The following is an 18,768-nucleotide window of genomic DNA, read 5'->3' as shown; positions in this document are numbered from 1 at the left end:
CCGACATTACCGGACAGCCTTGTATTAAAGATCCTCAAAACTCCACGACTATTTCAGCTATATGGCTGTCCGGTTTTGTCTGATTTTTTGGAACCCCGGCATTCTTTGTACGAAAATTCGATACTCATGCTTTCAGGGGATGCGATCGCAATTTCGTAAGTGTAACTATAGAAAGTGTCCAATGTAAGAAAACGCTATCGTTGTCTAAATCTAGGATCAAGTTGTTGAAAATAACAACTTTGACGTGTTGAGAAGGTACAACTATGAATCGAATCTTAAAACGCACATTTTTACCCAGCCTCTTGGCTGCAAGTCTAGCTGGTGTCACCTTAGTTCCAGCTAAACCCGCTGCTGCCGACGATCGCATACTTGAAGATGTCGGTATTGGTGCTGCCGCTGGCGTGGTATCAGGCGCTATTAGGGGACGTGGTTCGGTATTAAACAATGCTGTTAAAGGTGGTGCTGCTGGTGCTGCTGTTAATGGTGTTAACGGTACCAGAAGAAATCCCAGAAACCGTAACTTGGGTCAAGATATCGGAGTAGGTGCAGCCGCAGGTGGTGTCACTGGTGCAGTTACTCGCGGTCGTAAAGATACTTTGGGTGATGTAGTCGATGGTGCAGCCGCAGGTGCAGCTATCCATATCTTGAGGAATAGAAAGTAATTCGTTGTTCGTAATTGATAGCTGAATTACGAATTTGTCTTAATTCCCAAGCATTGCTAAAAAATTGTTCAGAGAAATCACGCCACAGCCACGTTACCATTACCCGAACGCTGTGGAATTGACAGTTAAGCCACATACAAACTAAGCCTGCTTTTCGCAGGCTTAGATGTAAAAAGTCCGCCTTAGTGCGGACTTTGTGTTTATAATTGTAGGAATTTGGGTAGAGTGCGTAGACGCGTTGGCGAAGCCTCTCGAAGAGAAGCGGCTTGTCGAAGACATCGCCTGTGCTGCCAACTAATTATATCCATCGCACAGCGCGTTCTAAAGATACAACTAAACTTATTAGCGACCTTTAGCCCTTCAGCGCCTTTCTAAAATTGCGACGATAGGACGGATTTGTAAGAAACAAAGCGGGCCATAACAGAGATAAACCAAGGCGATTGGGCAAACTTTTCGTGAAATTCGTTTGCTCAAATCCATTCCAAAACTTCCACACGCCATATAAATAAGCCGCCATCAAGCCAAGAATAATTAACTTAGGCATTCGCATTACTCCATAAGCAACTGACAGAATTCGAGAAAAGTATTCTCACACCCTCCAGTTTAAGATAGCCTCCCGGATTCGGGGAGAGGGGGGAGGGGGAGAGTGGGGGATGGGGAGATGGGGAGATGGGGAGATGGGGAGATGGGGAGATGAGGGAGATGAGGGAGGAATTACCCATTCCCCATTACCCATTCCCAATTACCAATTACCCATTCCCCAGCTTCTGAGCATATCTACTTATTCCTTGACAGATGCATCTTGTGGAAGTTCCTAAAATATTAAGATCCATAGGAGACTAAAGAATAGCAGAACATATCTCACGGGTCTTGAAGCAGCGATCGCGCTCACATAGCTAAGGAGGATTTATGCGTGCAGTACTAATGGCAGGTGGTTCGGGAACGCGGTTACGTCCGCTAACTTGTGACCTGCCCAAACCGATGGTGCCCATCCTAAATCGACCGATTGCCGAACACATTATCAATCTTCTCAAACGACATCACATTACAGAAGTTGTTGCCACACTGCATTATTTACCTGATGTCTTGCGAGATTACTTTCAAGATGGTAGCGATTTTGGCGTACAAATGACCTACGCGGTGGAAGAAGACCAACCGCTAGGAACCGCCGGTTGCGTGAAGAACATTGCCGAACTTCTAGACGAAACCTTTTTAGTAATTAGCGGAGACAGCATAACAGATTTTGATTTAACAGCCGCAATTGAATTTCACAAACAAAAGAAGTCTAAAGCGACTTTGATTTTGACTCGTGTCCCCAACCCGATTGAGTTTGGGGTGGTGATTAGTGATGAAGAAAATCGAATTCGGCGATTTTTAGAAAAGCCTTCTACCAGTGAAATTTTTTCCGATACCGTCAACACTGGTACATATATTCTAGAACCAGAAGTTTTGGAATATCTGCCATGTAACATAGAATGTGACTTTTCTAAAGATTTATTCCCCTTACTGCTTGACAAAGACGAGCCAATGTATGGCTATGTCGCTGAGGGTTACTGGTGCGATGTCGGTCACTTAGATGCTTATCGCGAAGCGCAATATGATGGCTTGGAACATAAGGTAAAACTTGATTTTGCCTACAAAGAAAGGTCAACCGGCTTGTGGGTGGGTCAAAACACTTATATCGATCCAACCGCTCAAATTGAAGCACCAGCGGTTATTGGCGATAATTGCCGCATTGGGGCAAGAGTCCAAATTGAAGCCGGAACCGTAATCGGAGATAATGTCACCATTGGGGCTGATGCTAATCTCAAACGTCCAATTGTTTGGAATGGGGCAATTATTGGCGAAGAAGCACATTTATCGGCTTGTGTGATTTCCCGTGGTACTCGTGTAGACCGTCGCGCTCATGTTTTAGAAGCTGCTGTAGTCGGTTCGCTGTCTACTGTGGGAGAAGAAGCGCAAATTAGTCCGGGTGTGCGCGTTTGGCCCAGTAAAAAAATCGATTCAGGGGCGATCTTAAATATTAACTTGATTTGGGGTAACACTGCTCAACGAAATTTATTTGGACAACGTGGTGTCCAAGGATTAGCCAATATCGATATTACCCCAGAGTTTGCGGTGAAATTGGGAGCCGCTTATGGTTCTACTTTGAAACCGGGTTCTAAAGTAACGGTTTCCCGCGATCAGCGGAATATTTCGCGGATGGTGACGCGATCGCTCATCGCTGGTTTAATGTCTGTAGGTGTCGATATTCAAAACCTCGATGCTACCGCTATCCCCATCGCTCGTACAGTTATCCCCACAATGTCGGTAGCTGGTGGTATTCATGTCCGGGTACATCCCGATCGCCCTGATTATATCCTGATTGAATTTATGGATGGCAAGGGCATCAATATTTCCAAGTCAAAGGAAAAGAAAATTGAAGGGGCTTATTTTAAAGAAGATATGCGGCGATCGCAAATTCATGAAGTTGGCGATGTCGCATACCCCAGTCAAGTAATTGACCGCTACTGCACAGCTTTTGAAAAGTTATTGAATATTGACACAATTCGTAACAGTCGGGCAAAAGTCGTGATTGACTACGTTTATGCTGTCTCTGGTGCAGTATTGCCACAAATGTTAGATAACTTTGGCGCTGATGCGGTGGTGTTAAACGCCAGTTTGAATAAAAACGCTATGTCCACAGCTGAACGTGAAGGACTGATAACTCAGTTAGGTCATGTGGTGGAAGCACTAAAAGCTAACTTTGGCGTTCAGGTGTCGGCAAATGGCGAACAAATGATTTTGGTGGATGAATCGGGGATTCCGATTCGCGGGGAAATGTTGACAGCGCTGATGGTGGACTTAATCTTAACTTCTAACCCTAGAGGGACGGTAGTAGTACCGGTTCATGCTTCTAGTGCTGTGGAACAAATCGCTCGTCGCCACGATGGTAAAGTGATTCGCACCAAGGCGAATCCTACCGCATTAATGGAAGCTTGTCAAACAAACCCAAGTGTGGTATTAGGAGGTAGTGGGGACACTGGCTTTATTATCCCGCAATTGCATCCGGGATTTGATGGGATGTTCTGTATTGCCAAGCTAATTGAAATGCTAACAATACAAGAGCGATCGCTTGCTTCTGCCAGGTCAGAATTACCGCGTGTAATTCACAAAACTTATACAGTCCGCTGTCCTTGGACAGTCAAAGGTGCATTAATGCGGTATTTGGTAGAAACTCATCCAGCACAAAACCTGGAATTAATCGATGGGGTAAAAATTTGTCAACCCTACGATGACAGTTGGGTGTTAGTTTTACCAGATGCCAGCGAACCACTGGTACATTTATACGTCAACAGCAACGATCGCGATTGGGTAGATGATTCCTTAAGACAATACCGCACCCGCGTTCAAGCTTTTGTGGAAAAACAAGAGGAGCAAATTCCTGTAGAGGTGTAAGGAACTAGGGAATAGGGAATGGGGAGTGGGGAGTGGGGAGTGGGGAGTGGGGAATGGGGACGCTTGGACTAGGTAATGAATAATCTTGTTATTTCCTGCTTTGGCAATCTCTAATTCCTATTCCCTATTCCCTACTCCCTATTCCCTACTCCCTATTTCTCAAGTGGTTGGTAGCTAGAGAGAGACTTGCACGTACATTCCTAGAGAAATGCTCTCAACTTCTGCCAAAATTTTATCGGTGATAGTTTCCAATAGCTTTAATCGATTGGTGGGAAGCTCAATAATTGCTATTGTTCGTCCAGTCAAGTTTTGCTGGTATTTTAAATTCTTGTCTGATGTGATAAAAACATCATATACACCATCAATTCTTGCCATCAGTTCGCCATTCTTAACTCCAGCCCATCCCTGCTCTTGAACGGTGGTTACTTCGTAAGCAGACAAATAAACTTTTAAAGCTCTTGGCAAATTCTCATCCAGAATGATTTTCATCTTGAACGTGTTCACGAGCAAGTTTCAATAAATTTACCGCATCTGCACGATCAACAGATGGGAAATTGTCTAAAAACTCTTCTAGAGAAAAGTCATCGTCTAAATACTCGAAAAGCGATTGAATTGGGACTCTCGTATTTCTAAATACTAGTGTGCCGCCCATGACTTCTGGATCGGAACTTACTGGACTTTGAATTAAAGTAATCATAATTTTCGTTTTCGCTGTTTTTCGATCAAGTATATGTTTGTGAAGCGTTGCATTTATTTGTCATAAAGTGGTGATATGAGAAGTTTAACAAAAGCGATCGCCTTTCTTCGGCTTGAAGAAGAGAGGAAATTTTGATTTTTCTTTCTTAAAGCTTCGTCAATAAGAAAGTCAACGCGCCACAAAAAGATGGTCTTAGTGATGCTTTGCATCGTCACTAACCTTTTCTGTACTCAAAGTTTCGTGGCTCATCACGGCTTGCCTAACTAGGTCAGCCCGTTTCTTCGCTTCCTCGGCTTTCTGTAAAAAGAGTGTCTCCGTCTCAGTATCGTTGGTTTCGCGCAGATGCCCAGCCATATGCCTCATTAATAATTCACTTTCTTGAATCGCGCGTAAAGTGTTCCAAAGTGTATCTTCAATGCCTTTGGTAACTTCCACGAGCAGAGAATCCAGGGAATATGCGTGCCCCGTATGGCAGCGGAAGCGGATAAGGTTTCCTTCTTTCAATCTCATAAGTGTACCGTGACATTCGGGACAGGTATAAGGAGAGGGTGTACCTAGCTTGATAATGCCTTGCTCAAAGGCGTTGTCTTCCCGTGCGACCCCTACTTCAATTTCCATGTTATCGTCCGGCGGATTTACCGCTTCCTCCACAACAACTTCATTTGTCAGACGAACCAATAAAGACCCCATCTCTGTCACCGAGACGCAGTGATCTACCATTACTGCTTTCATTGCGGCTTTGGGCATTGAGGGGTAAAGCGCTTCAAACGGGTCTTGGACAATTGCTATACCTCCTCGCTCCTTCACCGCATACAGCCCAGCCGCTCCGTCATCAAGGGAGCCGGTCAGAACCACCCCTATCACCTGGGAACCGTAAGCAACAGCTGCGGAGCGGAACAAGACATCGACTGAGGGACGAAAGCGGTTTTCTTTTGGACCGCGAGTTAGCCGGACATATCCCGGTTCGACAAGAAGGTGGCGATCTGGGGGAGCAACATAAATACGACCGGGTTGGATCGGCTCAAAGTCGATCGCGTGTGCTACCGGCAGCGGACATACGCGATCGAGTATTTGGGGCAATATACTCGGAGACTCCGCTGGAAGATGCCAGACGATGAAGAGCGTACCTGGGAAGTTGTCAGGCAATTGAGCAAGAAGCTTTCTCATCACTTCCAAACCACCTGCCGAAGCTCCAATCACAATGATGTCATGTTTTAACACTTTACTCTCCTTTATTGTGTGGTATGCTTGTCTGCCCAACTATCTCCTTTGTCTGATAGAACCATCCATATAATGCACACAAAAAAAGGTAGAAAGTAAAACTGACATTCTACTTAATCAAAAAATATCTATCATTTTTCATGAGATGCCAATCGAAGGTTCGCGCTTGGCACGACGGCAGTTTGCCGCAGGGGGGAACCACGGTAGGTGCATATGTGAAAACACTTTCACAGCGCTGCCTTTAGAGGACAGAAGTTTACGATCTTGCCTTCAGCATAGCTACCTTATCGAGAGTCAGATTCAGTCTAAAGTCTGAAACTCAGAAAAAGGGAAAAAATCTTTTTAATTAGGACTTACGCACTCGTAACCAGAAAACAAGACTTTGAGATTGCTTCCTATCGTCGCAATGACGGAAATTCGTAGTTCGTGCATAAGTCCTGTTAATTTTCAATCTTTAATCTTTATTTTTCAAATGGCAAAGATAACGATGGATTTTTAGGAAATATCGCTTCTTCAGTTTCTGGGTCAAAAAAGTGTATTTTATCTGGTGTCAGCGATAACCACAATTGTTCCCCAATACGCACAGTGCGGTCGGGTGGTACTCGCACTTGCAGGTAATTGCTTGTAGAAGTAGTTTGATTTGGTTCTACAAGTTTGACAGCAAGATAAGTGTCGTTACCCAAATTTTCCACCAAGTCCACTTCGACTTGCAGATTTTTAGTTGCAGGTAAACTTATACTTAAATGTTCTGGGCGAATACCTAAAATTAAAGTTTGCCCGTCATATTTTTGTAATGCAGTTGCCCAAGTTTCTGGTAAGGTGAGACGAAACTGAGAATGGGAAATTACCTGCGGAGCCTGAAATTTTACAGCTATAAAATTCATCGGCGGCGAACCGATGAATTCTGCAACAAAACGATTCGCCGGACGGTTGTATAATTCCAATGGAGGAGCTACTTGCTGAATTTGTCCTTGATTCATAATCGCGATGCGATCGCCCATTGTCATCGCTTCGGTTTGGTCGTGCGTAACATAAATTGTCGTTGTACCCAGCTGACGTTGTAACTTGACAATTTGAGCGCGAGTTTCTGCCCGCAGCTTCGCATCTAAATTAGAAAGCGGTTCATCCATTAAGAATACTTGCGGATTGCGGGCGATCGCTCTTCCTAATGCTACCCGTTGTCTTTGTCCGCCAGACAACTGTTTGGGTAAGCGATTTAACAAACCTTCCATTTGTAATAAATTGGCGACATAACGCACCTGTTGATTCACCGCTCTTTCTTTCTCAGAAATATACCGCAGTCCCTTTGGTAACTTTCGCGTCACACCAACTAGTAGATTTTCTGCAAAGCTAGGGAGTGGGGAATGGGGAGTAGGGAGTGGGGAGTAGGGAGTAGGGAGTGGGGAATGGGGAGTAGGGAGTGGAAAATCCCCCCCTTGTCCCCTTGTCCCCCTCTCCCCCCCTCCTCCCCTGCGTCGCAACCCAAAGGCGATATTGTCATACACTGTCATGTGCGGATAAAGGGCGTAATTTTGAAACACCATCGCGATGTCTCGTTCTTTGGGGGGGAGATCGTTAACTAAGCGATCGCCTACCCAGATATTACCGCCAGTCATCGCTTCTAACCCCGCAATTAAGCGCAGCAGGGTGCTTTTACCACAACCAGAAGGTCCCACCAGCACTATAAACTCGCCATCTGCCACAGTCAGGTTAATCCGTCGCAGAACGTTGATATTTTCTGAATGTTCTGGTGTTGCGTCACTCTTTAAGCTTAATTTTGGAGTTTGTGAAACAACACTTTCCCCTTTCCGAGGGGGAAAACTTTTATAAACGTTTTCTAAAATAACTTGCGCCACGAGTATTATTTATTGAAATTGTTATTAGTCAAGGGTCAAGGGTCAACGGTCAAGGGTCAACGGTCAACGGTCAACGGTCAACGGTCAACGGTCAACGGTCAACGGTCAACGGTCAACGGTCAACGGTCAACGGTCAAGGGTCAACGGTCAACGGTCAACGGTCAACGGTCAAGGGTCAACGGTCAACGGTCAACGGTCAACGGTCAACGGTCAAGGGTCAACGGTCAAGGGTCAACGGTCAAGGGTCAACGGTCAAGGGTCAAGAGTCAAGGGTCAAGGGTCAACGGTCAAGGGTCAACGGTCAAGAGTCAACGGTCAAGAGTCAACGGTCAAGAGTCAACGGTCAAGGGTCAACGGTCAAGGGTCAACGGTCAAGGGTCAACGGTCAAGGGTCAACGGTCAAGGGTCAACGGTCAAGGGTCAATCTTTGGACTTTGGACTTTGGACTATTGACTATAGACTATTGACTTTGGACTATTGACTCTGTTTTGTGGAATGTTTAGCGCTTATAATACACGCTACATGTGAATACGAAAAGTTAAAAAAATAGCTTTTAGCACAAAAAGCGAACTACCTTAAATTTAAAGGCTTTTAAGAGGTGTGTTTATGACTGCTAATATACCCTCGAATTCTGTTCAAGAGCCAACCGTTAATCTTGCTCATGATATTCTAGACGTACAAACCACATCTTGTTGCATTGTTGGTGGTGGTCCTGCGGGTGCGGTGCTGGCTTTGTTGTTAGCGCGTCAAGGTATAGGAGTGATGCTGCTGGAAACACATAAAGATTTTGACCGCGACTTTCGGGGAGATACAATTCATCCGTCTGTGATGCAGATTATGGAGGAATTGAATTTAAGCGATCGCTTATTACAATTGCCTCACGCTAAAATGCGCCAAATTCAAATTCAAACTCCTAATGATACCGTCACTTTGGCTGACTTTAGTCACCTCAAAACTCGCTACCCCTATATTACGATGCTTCCGCAGGTTAAGTTCCTGGAGTTCATCATCACCGAAGCGCAACAATATCCGACTTTTCACTTAGTTATGGGTGCGAATGTACAGGAGTTAATTGAAGAAAATGGCGTAATTCAAGGTGTCCGCTATCGGGGACAAGGTGGCTGGCACGAAGTCCGGGCTTTACTTACAGTCGGTGCAGACGGTCGTCACTCCCGATTGCGACAACTAGGCAACTTTGAATCAATTAACACCTCACCACCAATGGATGTGATATGGTTTCGTCTACCGAAAAAACCAGAAGATGCTGAAGGTGGAATGGGACGCATTGGTCGAGGTCATATTCTCGTCATGCTTGACAGGTCTGATTCTTGGCAAATTGCTTTTGTTATTCCCAAAGGTGGCTATCAAGAATTACGAGTTGCGGGATTGTCAGCATTAAGAAAGTCTATCGTTAATGTAGCACCAGAGTTAAGCTCGCGTATCGAAAATTTACACGATTGGTCACAAGTAGCTTTTCTCTCTGTAGAATCCAGTCGCGTCAAGCGCTGGCATCATCCCGGACTATTGCTCATCGGTGATGCTGCTCATATAATGTCTCCAGTTGCCGGCGTTGGTATTAATTACGCGATTCAAGATGCTGTCGTCGCCGCAAATGTACTGACTAAGCCGTTGAAAGCTGGGCGTGTAAATGAACGCGATTTAGCGAAAGTACAGCGCCTCCGCGAGTTACCCACACGCATTATTCAAACATTTCAAGCTTTAGTTCAGAAACTGATTTTTACCCGTGTTCTCAACTCAGATCAAATTGTCCAGCCTCCGGGTTTCTTGCGTCTACCCATTTTACGCGACTTGCCGACGCGGTTGATTGCTTTGGGTGTGTTTCCGGTTCATGTGCAAACTTAGATTTGATTAACGAAAGCTGAGAAACCCGACTTCTTCAACAAGAAGTCGGGTTTCTACAATCTGAACCTGATAAATAACGACAACTTAAGCATTAGTAACGACAACTTCAACGCTAGTAACGACAGCTTCTCTATTTCTAACCACAGCTTCAACGCTAGTAACCACAGCTTCTGTTTTCATAACAAAGCGATTAGCGTTAGTCACGACAGCTTTTATTTTGATAATAAAAACTTATAATTATGTCACCACAACTTCTGCTTGATAACCAAAGTTTATATTGTAGTAGATTGGTTGATTTCTTCTGTGGAGTGAATCAATAACGCGATCGCCAATATTTGTTCAACTTTTTTGGAGGTCAAATTTGTTCAATTGTCCATTAAGTCCTGAAAAGGCAGACAGACTTGTAGAACATCTCGCTTTAAATCCCGATTCTTACGCTATTGATGTGGGTTGCGGTGAAGGAGAGTTTCTCATTCGCGTTGCAGAGCGCTATAAAATCGTAGGGATTGGGCTTGACAAAAACTCAGACCTTATCGAAGTTGCGAACAACAAAGTAAAAACGAGAATCCCTAGTCAGGATGTGTCTTTTGTCTGCCAAGATGCAAAATCGTTTGCTTGGGAAAACCAAAAGGCTGATTTAATTATCTGCATCGGCTCGGAATTTATTTTTGGTGGCTATCGTCAAGCTTTGCAATGCCTTTCTAACAGCCTGATTGACAGTGGAAAATTGCTGATTGGAACCGTCTTCTGGAAAAAAGAGCCAAACTCAGAGTACTTGAGCTTAATGAACAAAGAGAATCCCCACTTCGACTATTTAACAACGGTAGAGATAGGAATTGAGCAAGGATTTATTCCACTTTACTTGTGTCGCAGTAATGATGATGAGTGGGACGATTTTGAGAGCCAACATGCTCAAAAACAGTATCTTACCGCTTTACACAATGGCTCAAAGCAAGCTTTTGAGCGGATACAAAGATGGCAGAGAGGTTATTTAAAATGGGGACATGAAACAATGGGGTTTGTGTTCCTTCTATTTCAGAAACGCCATATTTAAGCGATCGCCACTTCCACAAACGCCTTTTTTCCCATCTAGGACTTACCTAAAGCTGGTAAAGAGATATGGTACAATAGTACTATACTATAAATTTTAGATTAATAAATGCACAATCGTGAGAAATAACGAATTTATTAATAAATCAAAAAAATTGTCGAAAATAAAACATATATAGCCCCATTGCCAACAAACGGAGTAATTAATGAACAGTTGTATTTTGATGGCGGAAATCGTAGAAAATCCGCAGCTTCGCTACACCTCAGATAACCTAGAAATCAGCGAAATGCTGGTGCGGTTTCCCGGAGTGCGTCCGGATGACCCCCCAGCAACGCTGAAGGTGGTAGGCTGGGGTAACATGGCGAAAGAAATTCAGCAAAACTACCACGAAGGCGATCGCGTCCTCATCGAAGGACGTTTAGGAATGCATACCATCGAACGTCGAGAAGGTTTCAAAGAAAAACGTGCGGAGTTGACAGTGCAACGCATTCATGCATTGGGAGGCGATGTTCATACTAGTTCCTCACCAAGAATGGAAACTACTCAACGACAATCAGAAGTCCCCGTGGCTGCTGCAACAAACCACCGGCAAGCTTCTACACCGATGTCGTCTCCTGTGGCAACTCCCCAAAAAACTGTAACCACTTACGAACAGGTTCCCACATCCCAAGCTAAGAATGACTTTGACACTCTTGCTGAGGATGACTTCGACATTGAACCCAAACAAAGCGCGAAAAATTACGATCGCAATCCTTATCCCGCACCGGCACAAGACGAACCCAAACAAAGTGCGAAAAATTACGATCGCAATCCTTATCCCGCACCAGCACAGGACGAAGATATAGATGATATTCCCTTTTAAGCGGAAAGTGCTTTTTGGCAATTGTATCTGAGATGAAGAAGTCAGGAGTTGTAGAGACGTTCCGGCGGAACGTCTGTACAAAATTTAGTTGTTAGTTGTTAGTTGTCCCCCTGTCTCCCTGTCCCCCTTGTCCCCCTGTCCCCCTGTCCCCCTGCCCCCTGCCCCCTGCCTCTTTGTTGATAACGGATGTAGCGTCAGGCTAGTGTTACACAGCCTTATTTGCTACATCCGTTAAAATTTAACAAAAATTGTGATTTATAATGCCAAATTTCTTATCAAAGGTGTAACAATCAAAAAAATCAGTTCACCTGGTTACAAAACCCCTGTTAAAATCCAGATAATTTTAAATTTAGTAAGTCACGATTAATACCCGATTTTTATGAGAGAAACTATCCTAGAGGTTCGCAATCTACAAGTTGAATTTTCCGATGATGGCAACAGCGTCAAAGCTGTAGATAATATTTCCTTTGAGTTGCATCGTGGGGAGACTCTAGGAATAGTGGGAGAGTCGGGAAGCGGAAAATCAGTCACATCCTTAGCTGTGATGGGTTTGGTGCAGACTCCAGGAAGGATAAGCGGTGGTGAAATTTACTTTCACCATCAAGAAAATGCCGCACCAATCAACTTGGTAGATTTACCCCCACAGCAAATGCAGCTTTATCGGGGTGGTGACATCGCCATGATTTTTCAAGAACCGATGAGTTCGCTCAATCCAGTTTATAATATAGGGTTTCAGCTAACCGAAGCAATTATGCGACATCAGAAAGTGTCGCAAGCTGAAGCAAAACAAAAAGCGATCGCAGGTTTACAAGAAGTAAAACTCCTTCCCAGCGATGACCAAATTAAACAGCAATATCTCGAAAGCTGGAAACAAACTGCTAACTCATCAAACTTAGATGAACGACAACTAACAGAGTTGGTGAAGCAACACAAAGACGCAATGCTGGAACGTTACCCGCATCAACTTTCTGGTGGTCAGTTGCAGCGGGTGATGATTGCAATGGCAATTTCCTGCAATCCCTTACTATTGATTGCAGACGAACCGACTACAGCTTTAGATGTGACAGTCCAAGCGACAATTTTAGAATTGATGCGCGAATTGCAGCAGCGTCGCGACATGGGAATGATTTTTATCACCCACGACTTAGGATTAATTGCGGAAATTGCCGACTCTGTAGCGGTGATGTACAAAGGTAAAATTGTCGAATATGGAGCAGCAGCGCAAATTTTTAGCAATCCCCAGCATCCCTATACTAAGGGTTTAGTAGCTTGTCGCCCCACACTCAACAGCCATCCGCAAAAACTCCTCACCGTTTCCGACTACATGAGTGTAGAAGAAACACCAACCGGACAAATGGTAATTCAAGCGAAAGAACCGCTAACTCCGATAGAAGTTAGCAGAGAAGAAATTGCTGCAAGATTAGCAAACCTGAACGAACAGAAACCGCTGTTGCAAGTCCGCGATTTGAAAGTTGGTTTTCCGGTGCGGGGTGTATTTGGCAAAACCACACGCTACACGATGGCAGTTAACGGCGTTTCTTTTGATGTGAAACCAGGGGAAACAGTCGGATTAGTGGGAGAATCAGGTTGTGGAAAAACCACTCTAGGTAGAACTTTACTGCGATTAATCGAGCCAATGAGCGGTGAGATTATCTTTGAGGGACGAGATATCACTACCCTCAAAGGAGAACCGTTGCAAAAACTGCGACGGGAAATGCAAATAGTCTTTCAAAATCCCTTTAGTGCGCTTGACCCCCGGATGAAGGTTGGGGACGCAATTATGGAACCGTTGTTAATTCACTCTGTTGGAAAGACATCCAAACAACGACATGAACGGGTAGCGGAACTTTTGGAAAGAGTGGGATTGAGTGCAGATGCGATTAAGCGTTATCCGCATCAATTTTCTGGTGGTCAACGTCAAAGGATTTGTATTGCGCGTTCTTTGGCGTTAAATCCCAAGTTTATCATTTGCGATGAATCAGTTTCCGCGCTGGATGTTTCGGTACAAGCGCAAGTGCTGAATTTGTTGAAAGAATTGCAAGATGACTTTAAGTTGACTTATATATTTATTTCCCACGATTTGAGTGTGGTGAAATTTATGAGCGATCGCATTTTGGTAATGAATCGCGGTGAAATTGTAGAACAAGGTATAGCCGAAAACATCTACCGCGAACCCAAGGAGGAATATACGCAAAGGTTAATTGCTTCGATTCCCACCGGGAGTGCTGAAAGAGTGCAAAAGCGGCAATTAAGAGCGTTGTAGGATTTGTTGCAAAAGCCGACACAGTGGAAGGGTAAGGGCGATTTTTGTCGATAAAGGCGATCGCTCATATCCTTGACAATGGTACAGTTGTTAGAAACTAGAAAGCGATCGCATCACTACAAAAACAGCAAGCGATCGCCTTTTTCCTATCTAATGCGCGATCGGTTCAGCGCGAATCTCATTTGCACAGGGACGATTCTGTTCAATATCAGCAATATTGGCTATAGTCGTCTCTGCAATCTTACTTACAGCGTTTTCCGTAAAGAAGGCTTGATGTCCGGTAACGAGAACGTTGGGAAACATTATCAAACGCTCGAAAACATCATCCTGAATAATCGCACTCGACAAATCCTCAAAAAACAAGTCTGCTTCTTGCTCGTATACATCGATACCCAAAGAACCGATTTTACCTGATTTCAAGCCTTTGGTGACGGCTGTCGCATCAATTAGCGCACCTCGGCTAGTGTTAATCAGCATCACGCCGGATTTCATCTGTTCTACTGCCTTGTCGTTAATTAAGTGGTGAGTTTCCGGCATTAGGGGACAATGCAATGATATAATATCAGAATTGGCGAATAATTCCTCTAGCTCGACATACTTGGCACCCAATGCTTCAAGTTCGGGATTTTGATACACGTCATAGGCGAGGAGGTTACAGCCAAATCCTTTCATGATTTGGGCGAGAATTTGACCGATTTTACCAGTACCGATAATCCCGACGGTGCGTTTGTGCAAGTCAAATCCCAACAGTCCATCTAAGGAAAAATTTCCTTCCTTGATGCGGTTATAAGCGCGATGAATCTTGCGATTGAGGCTCAAAATTAGTCCAACGGTGTGTTCTGCGACTGCGTAGGGTGAGTAAGCGGGAACACGTACAACGGTAATTCCTAACTCGGCTGCGGCTTTTAAATCTACGTTGTTGAAGCCGGCACAACGTAATGCTAACAAGTGAGTTCCGCGTGATGCTAAAATCTCTAAGGTGACAGCATCAGCTTGGTCATGTACAAATACACAAGCCGCCGGAAATGCAGCGGCTAAAATGGCGGTGTCGCGATTGAGACGGGGTTCAAAGAAGACTAGATCGTGTTGGTTGCGATTTGCAGCTTCTAAAAACTGGCGATCGTAGGCTTTTGTACTGAAGACTGCTACTTTCACTCTTCACCTCAGCTATATGCTGTATTTTTTCCTTGTAAATGATAGCTTAATGTAAAGTTATGCGATCGCTCTTGTGATGAGTGTCAGTCTTGGAGATTGGCAAATATTTGCGTGATATATAGCTAAAGCAAATATTTAGGATTCGGATTTATCTCACGCATTCGGCGAAGCCGTTCCCGAAGGGTAGGCGCAGAGGCGCAAAGGAAGAGATAATATATTTACAACCAATTCTCGACAGTCAGCTTTTCTACTCTCAACATGTCGCGATCGTTTGTAACCAAGATTAAACCACGTATTATAGCTGTGGATGCTATTAATACATCTGCATCCTGTATTGGCGTACCTTTTCTTTTTAAATCCGCGTGAATTTCACAAGCTTTTTCAATAATTTTTATATCATCTAAAAACAAAACTTCATAATCTGTACATAACTGAGTAAAATCAGCTAGCTGTCTGACAGCATTTATAGATATCAATCCTCTTTTGACTTCATAATAAGTTATACAACTTATAAATACTTCTTCACCCGAACGAGTCGCTTCTTTTAAACGATTATTGGTATTGACATTTCTTTTTAAAATATAGGTAACAATATTTGTATCTAATAAAAATGCCACTTGATTTATTTTCCTAGCACTGCCTCATCAAAGATTTTGATTTGTTCGGGTGTTAAATCATTTAAAGTCCCAGAAACAGCTTCTAATGTCAATATTTTTTTGATTCGACGTGTCAGTTCATTCTCAGGGATAGCCTTCATTTCTTCAGGGGAAAACTTACTAAACAGGTTTACTAACATTTCTACCATTTCTTGTTTATTTAATCTCTCGATGTATAAATTGCTATTTGTAAACAACTTTTCAACTATTGGTGAAATGCGGTTGAAAACTTCTTGGGTAGAGTTGGACACTTCTTGCATGATTTACTCAAACATTTTTTTCTATTGAACACTTAAGTTATTTTATATCAAAACTTATAAATTGTAGGTTGGTATTGAAAGGCAAAACCCAACCTACAATTTTTATGGGCAAGCTATATAATTAGAATTTACCCAGCCTTCTAATCCATTAACTCTGTTGTTTGGTCCAAATATTACACGCACGTAAGACCAATTACCTTGAGTTTTGATGGGAAGTACTGTATTTCCATTATTTAGTCCAGCTTTAGATTTTCCATTTGGAGATAAGCGAAGGGCTAACTGTCCTGTTTGGATGCCTGTTACACTACAATAAGCTTCTACAACTTCACTATCTGGTTGCAGTCTAACTTGGCTTTGATGAATATAACCAGATCGACCGCAAACATCTGTTTTGTACCATCCATTTTTATAATCATAGATAGCTATAGATGTTTGCGATCTGACCGAACAAATAATAGCACCATTCGGTTTAACTCTCACATTTGATGGCGGGTCGATAACAACCGCTGATTCTATAGATTGTGCGTTAGCGTATGGTGCTTTTATAAAGAAGGGTATGACAGCAAGTAATGTAATATTGACACCAGAAAATACTATGTTCTGAATCGTTTTCTTCATCTTCTTAAGTAGGTATGTTGAATTAAATATAAAACCACCTGAGGGTGGAATGCCGCCATTCATTACGGCACCAAGTACCATTAATGGTGCGTTAAACTACGTTATAACGCACCCTACTGGCTTTATTTATAATAGTAATAAATAATACTAGACAAGAGTGATTTTACCGAAAATCACCCTGCGTTGATTTTGTAAATTTTTATTGCTGAAGTTGGCGAATTATGTCAATAATTTGTTGAGAATACTGTGTATTTCCTTCTTGTTGATATAAATCGGCAGCTTTCTGAAAATCGCCGATCGCACTTTCAATATCTCCTAAATTATGGCGGATATCAGCCCGAACGATGTAAGCTGATGCGAAATGCGGTTGTAAATACAAGGCTTGGTTTAAGTCTTCTAAAGCTCGTTGAAAATCTTTCAACAAACAACGGCTGCGACCTCGATTGTACCAGTCTTCGGCAAGGCTGGGGTCTATAGTTATTGCCCGGTCATAATCTTCGATTGCTGCTTGAAAGTCTTCTAAAGCATAACGTGCATTAGCGCGATCGCTATAAAATGCAGCGGTATGCGGATTAATTTTTATTGCTTTGGTGTAATCGGCGATCGCTATGCGATAATCTTCTAAAACAAAGTAGGTAGAACCCCGATTGTAATAAGCTTCTATCAAATCGGGATTTCGTTGTAATGCACAATTATAATCTTCAATCGCGCCTTGAAAGTCTCCTAAATTGCGACGAGCATTACCTAGATTGCAGTATGCTTGAGAAAAGTTAGGATTAAGCTGAATTGCTTTTTGGTTATCTGCAATTGCACCTTGGTAATCTTTTAAAGCATCGCGGACGATCGCTCTACCATAATAAGCTTCTATTAAGTCGGAATTAATGGATAATGCGCGATTGTAATCGGCGATCGCCTTTTCATAATCTCCTAAACTACGATGAGCCGTAGCGCGATCGCAATATCCTTCTGCTAGATGCGGATGAAGTTGCAATAATTCGTTACAATCGGCGATCGCACCTTGAAAATCCCCCACTTGAGTGCGTGCATTCGCCCGAAAGCCGTAAACTAAAACTAGATACGGATTTTGCTGTAATGCCCGATTATAATCTTCAATTGCTGCTTGATAATCTCCCAAAGTGGCACGCACAAGACCCCGATTGTAGTATGCTTGTACATCATCAGGATGCAGTTTTAAAGTTTGATTAAAGTCAGCAATCGCTTTTTGAAAGTCTTTCAGGGAAGTATAAACCAGACCGCGATTGTAGTATGCCGATGCATAATTAGGGTTGATTGTCAATGCGCGGTTGTAATCGGCGATCGCTTCCTGATAATCTGCAAGAGCATAATGAGCATTACCTCGATTATGATAAGCGTCTATGAAATTGGGATCTAGTCGCAAAGCCAGACTTTGATCGGCGATCGCACTTTGATAATCTTTTAATTGATAGCAAACATTACCGCGATTGCTGTAAGCTTCAGCAAAATTAGGATTGAGCTGCAAAGCTAAGTTAAAATTTTCAATTGCTTTTGGATAATCGCCTTGTTCGCAAAGCGTCAAAGCTTGATTATAGTAGGCAATTCCCAAGTCCAAATTAATATTAGCAGCTAAGATAGGATTAATTTTGATTGCTTGCTGATAATCGGCGATCGCTTGATCGTAATCACCCAAAGCAAAGTAAGCATTACCCCGGTTTTGGTAAATTTCGGCAAAATCGGGATTGATTTGCAATGCCGAGTTAAAAGAAGCGATCGCGCTTTGATAATCTCCTTGGGAATTCTGATTTATTCCTTGCTGAAAAAATTCTTCTGCATTCATCTGATTTTTGATTCAAAAAGCTTGAATCCACTCTTTGACAAAATATTCTGTCCAGATATTATTTTGCCAGTAGGGGTCATTTTCAATCAACTCGCGCACAATCGCTTCATCATCGGCTTCGTAAATCCCGAAAACTTTCGTTACATCCTTGGTCGGACCAATCGTAATCAACACACCAGATTCTTTTTGTTTTGCGAGTCCGTCTAAATGCGCTTGACGATGAGGCGCACGTTTTTCTAAAACGTCTTCGCAATAACTTCCCCACATTATATATTTTGCCATAGATACACCATCCAAAATTACAAAAGATTTCAATTAAGTAAATAAGTCTAAATAAACGCTCTTAAACG

The 18,768-nt window shown here is 43.1% G+C and carries 18 protein-coding genes; 7 read left to right on the top strand and 11 right to left on the bottom strand.

Features of this window, described 5'->3' with window-relative positions; genetic code table 11:
- Positions 1-263 precede the first annotated feature (263 nt).
- Positions 264-662 (top strand): hypothetical protein, encoded by a 399-nt coding sequence (locus PI95_RS01100; RefSeq protein ID WP_039752920.1) that lies wholly within the window; start codon positions 264-266, stop codon positions 660-662.
- A 352-nt stretch (positions 663-1,014) separates the two neighbouring features.
- Here the strand turns inward: PI95_RS01100 and PI95_RS01095 are convergent, their stop codons facing one another.
- On the bottom strand, positions 1,015-1,206 hold the full coding sequence (locus PI95_RS01095) for a hypothetical protein (protein WP_039752921.1): 192 nt from the start codon (positions 1,204-1,206) through the stop codon (positions 1,015-1,017).
- 109 nt (positions 1,207-1,315) lie between these two features.
- Here PI95_RS01095 and PI95_RS01090 point away from each other — a divergent pair, with 109 nt between their 5' ends.
- Positions 1,316-1,480 (top strand): hypothetical protein, encoded by a 165-nt coding sequence (locus PI95_RS01090; RefSeq protein WP_163518484.1) that lies wholly within the window; start codon positions 1,316-1,318, stop codon positions 1,478-1,480.
- A 91-nt stretch (positions 1,481-1,571) separates the two neighbouring features.
- Positions 1,572-4,100, top strand: coding sequence for a mannose-1-phosphate guanyltransferase (locus PI95_RS01085; RefSeq protein ID WP_039752922.1), 2,529 nt, complete (start codon positions 1,572-1,574; stop codon positions 4,098-4,100).
- Positions 4,101-4,274: 174 nt separating this feature from the next.
- On the opposite strand, the gene PI95_RS01080 is transcribed toward PI95_RS01085, so the two are convergent.
- The 4 genes from PI95_RS01080 to PI95_RS01065 all read right to left on the bottom strand — a co-directional run bounded on the left by PI95_RS01080 (position 4,275) and on the right by PI95_RS01065 (position 7,874).
- A complete protein-coding gene (locus tag PI95_RS01080; RefSeq protein ID WP_039752923.1) occupies positions 4,275-4,589 on the bottom strand; it encodes a DUF5615 family PIN-like protein in 315 nt (104 codons plus the stop codon).
- Positions 4,570-4,797, bottom strand: coding sequence for a DUF433 domain-containing protein (locus tag PI95_RS01075; protein WP_052325774.1), 228 nt, complete (start codon positions 4,795-4,797; stop codon positions 4,570-4,572). The genes PI95_RS01080 and PI95_RS01075 overlap by 20 nt, the downstream gene beginning before the upstream one ends.
- Before the next feature lie 192 nt (positions 4,798-4,989).
- On the bottom strand, positions 4,990-6,018 hold the full coding sequence (locus PI95_RS01070; RefSeq protein ID WP_039752925.1) for a chemotaxis protein CheB: 1,029 nt from the start codon (positions 6,016-6,018) through the stop codon (positions 4,990-4,992).
- Between the two features lie 461 nt (positions 6,019-6,479).
- The gene (locus PI95_RS01065) at positions 6,480-7,874 is read right to left on the bottom strand and encodes an ATP-binding cassette domain-containing protein (RefSeq protein ID WP_039752926.1); all 1,395 of its coding nucleotides are present in this window, start codon (positions 7,872-7,874) and stop codon (positions 6,480-6,482) included.
- 606 nt (positions 7,875-8,480) lie between these two features.
- On the opposite strand from PI95_RS01065, the gene PI95_RS01060 reads away from it, so the two are divergent.
- From PI95_RS01060 to PI95_RS01045, 4 genes are all read left to right on the top strand, one after another.
- Positions 8,481-9,737 (top strand): FAD-dependent oxidoreductase, encoded by a 1,257-nt coding sequence (locus PI95_RS01060; RefSeq protein WP_039752928.1) that lies wholly within the window; start codon positions 8,481-8,483, stop codon positions 9,735-9,737.
- Between the two features lie 361 nt (positions 9,738-10,098).
- Positions 10,099-10,791: an SAM-dependent methyltransferase gene (locus PI95_RS01055; RefSeq protein WP_039752929.1), complete on the top strand. Its 693-nt coding sequence runs from the start codon at positions 10,099-10,101 to the stop codon at positions 10,789-10,791.
- A 202-nt stretch (positions 10,792-10,993) separates the two neighbouring features.
- Complete coding sequence (locus PI95_RS01050; protein WP_039752930.1) at positions 10,994-11,650, top strand: single-stranded DNA-binding protein; 657 nt, start codon at positions 10,994-10,996, stop codon at positions 11,648-11,650.
- 379 nt (positions 11,651-12,029) lie between these two features.
- The gene (locus tag PI95_RS01045) at positions 12,030-13,913 is read left to right on the top strand and encodes an ABC transporter ATP-binding protein (RefSeq protein ID WP_039752932.1); all 1,884 of its coding nucleotides are present in this window, start codon (positions 12,030-12,032) and stop codon (positions 13,911-13,913) included.
- A 150-nt stretch (positions 13,914-14,063) separates the two neighbouring features.
- Here the strand turns inward: PI95_RS01045 and PI95_RS01040 are convergent, their stop codons facing one another.
- From PI95_RS01040 to PI95_RS01015, 6 genes are all read right to left on the bottom strand, one after another.
- Positions 14,064-15,068 carry an NAD(P)-dependent oxidoreductase gene (locus PI95_RS01040; RefSeq protein WP_039752933.1) on the bottom strand — a complete coding sequence of 335 codons (1,005 nt, stop codon included), beginning with the start codon at positions 15,066-15,068 and terminating at the stop codon, positions 14,064-14,066.
- A gap of 218 nt (positions 15,069-15,286) precedes the next feature.
- Positions 15,287-15,685, bottom strand: a complete 399-nt coding sequence (locus PI95_RS01035; RefSeq protein ID WP_039752934.1) for a PIN domain-containing protein — start codon at positions 15,683-15,685, stop codon at positions 15,287-15,289.
- Positions 15,686-15,690: 5 nt separating this feature from the next.
- Positions 15,691-15,984, bottom strand: coding sequence for a hypothetical protein (locus PI95_RS01030; protein WP_039752935.1), 294 nt, complete (start codon positions 15,982-15,984; stop codon positions 15,691-15,693).
- A 102-nt stretch (positions 15,985-16,086) separates the two neighbouring features.
- A complete protein-coding gene (locus tag PI95_RS01025) occupies positions 16,087-16,602 on the bottom strand; it encodes an SH3 domain-containing protein (RefSeq protein ID WP_039754037.1) in 516 nt (171 codons plus the stop codon).
- A 199-nt stretch (positions 16,603-16,801) separates the two neighbouring features.
- Positions 16,802-18,418, bottom strand: coding sequence for a tetratricopeptide repeat protein (locus PI95_RS01020; RefSeq protein ID WP_039752937.1), 1,617 nt, complete (start codon positions 18,416-18,418; stop codon positions 16,802-16,804).
- 12 nt (positions 18,419-18,430) lie between these two features.
- Positions 18,431-18,700, bottom strand: coding sequence for a YciI family protein (locus PI95_RS01015; protein ID WP_039752938.1), 270 nt, complete (start codon positions 18,698-18,700; stop codon positions 18,431-18,433).
- Positions 18,701-18,768 lie beyond the last annotated feature (68 nt).

The organism is Hassallia byssoidea VB512170 (genome assembly GCF_000817785.2).
Classification (GTDB): Bacteria; Cyanobacteriota; Cyanobacteriia; order Cyanobacteriales; family Nostocaceae; genus Hassallia; species Hassallia carrinoi.
The sequence above is the reverse complement of the archived record's forward strand: the minus strand, read 5'-3'. Positions and strand labels throughout refer to the sequence as shown.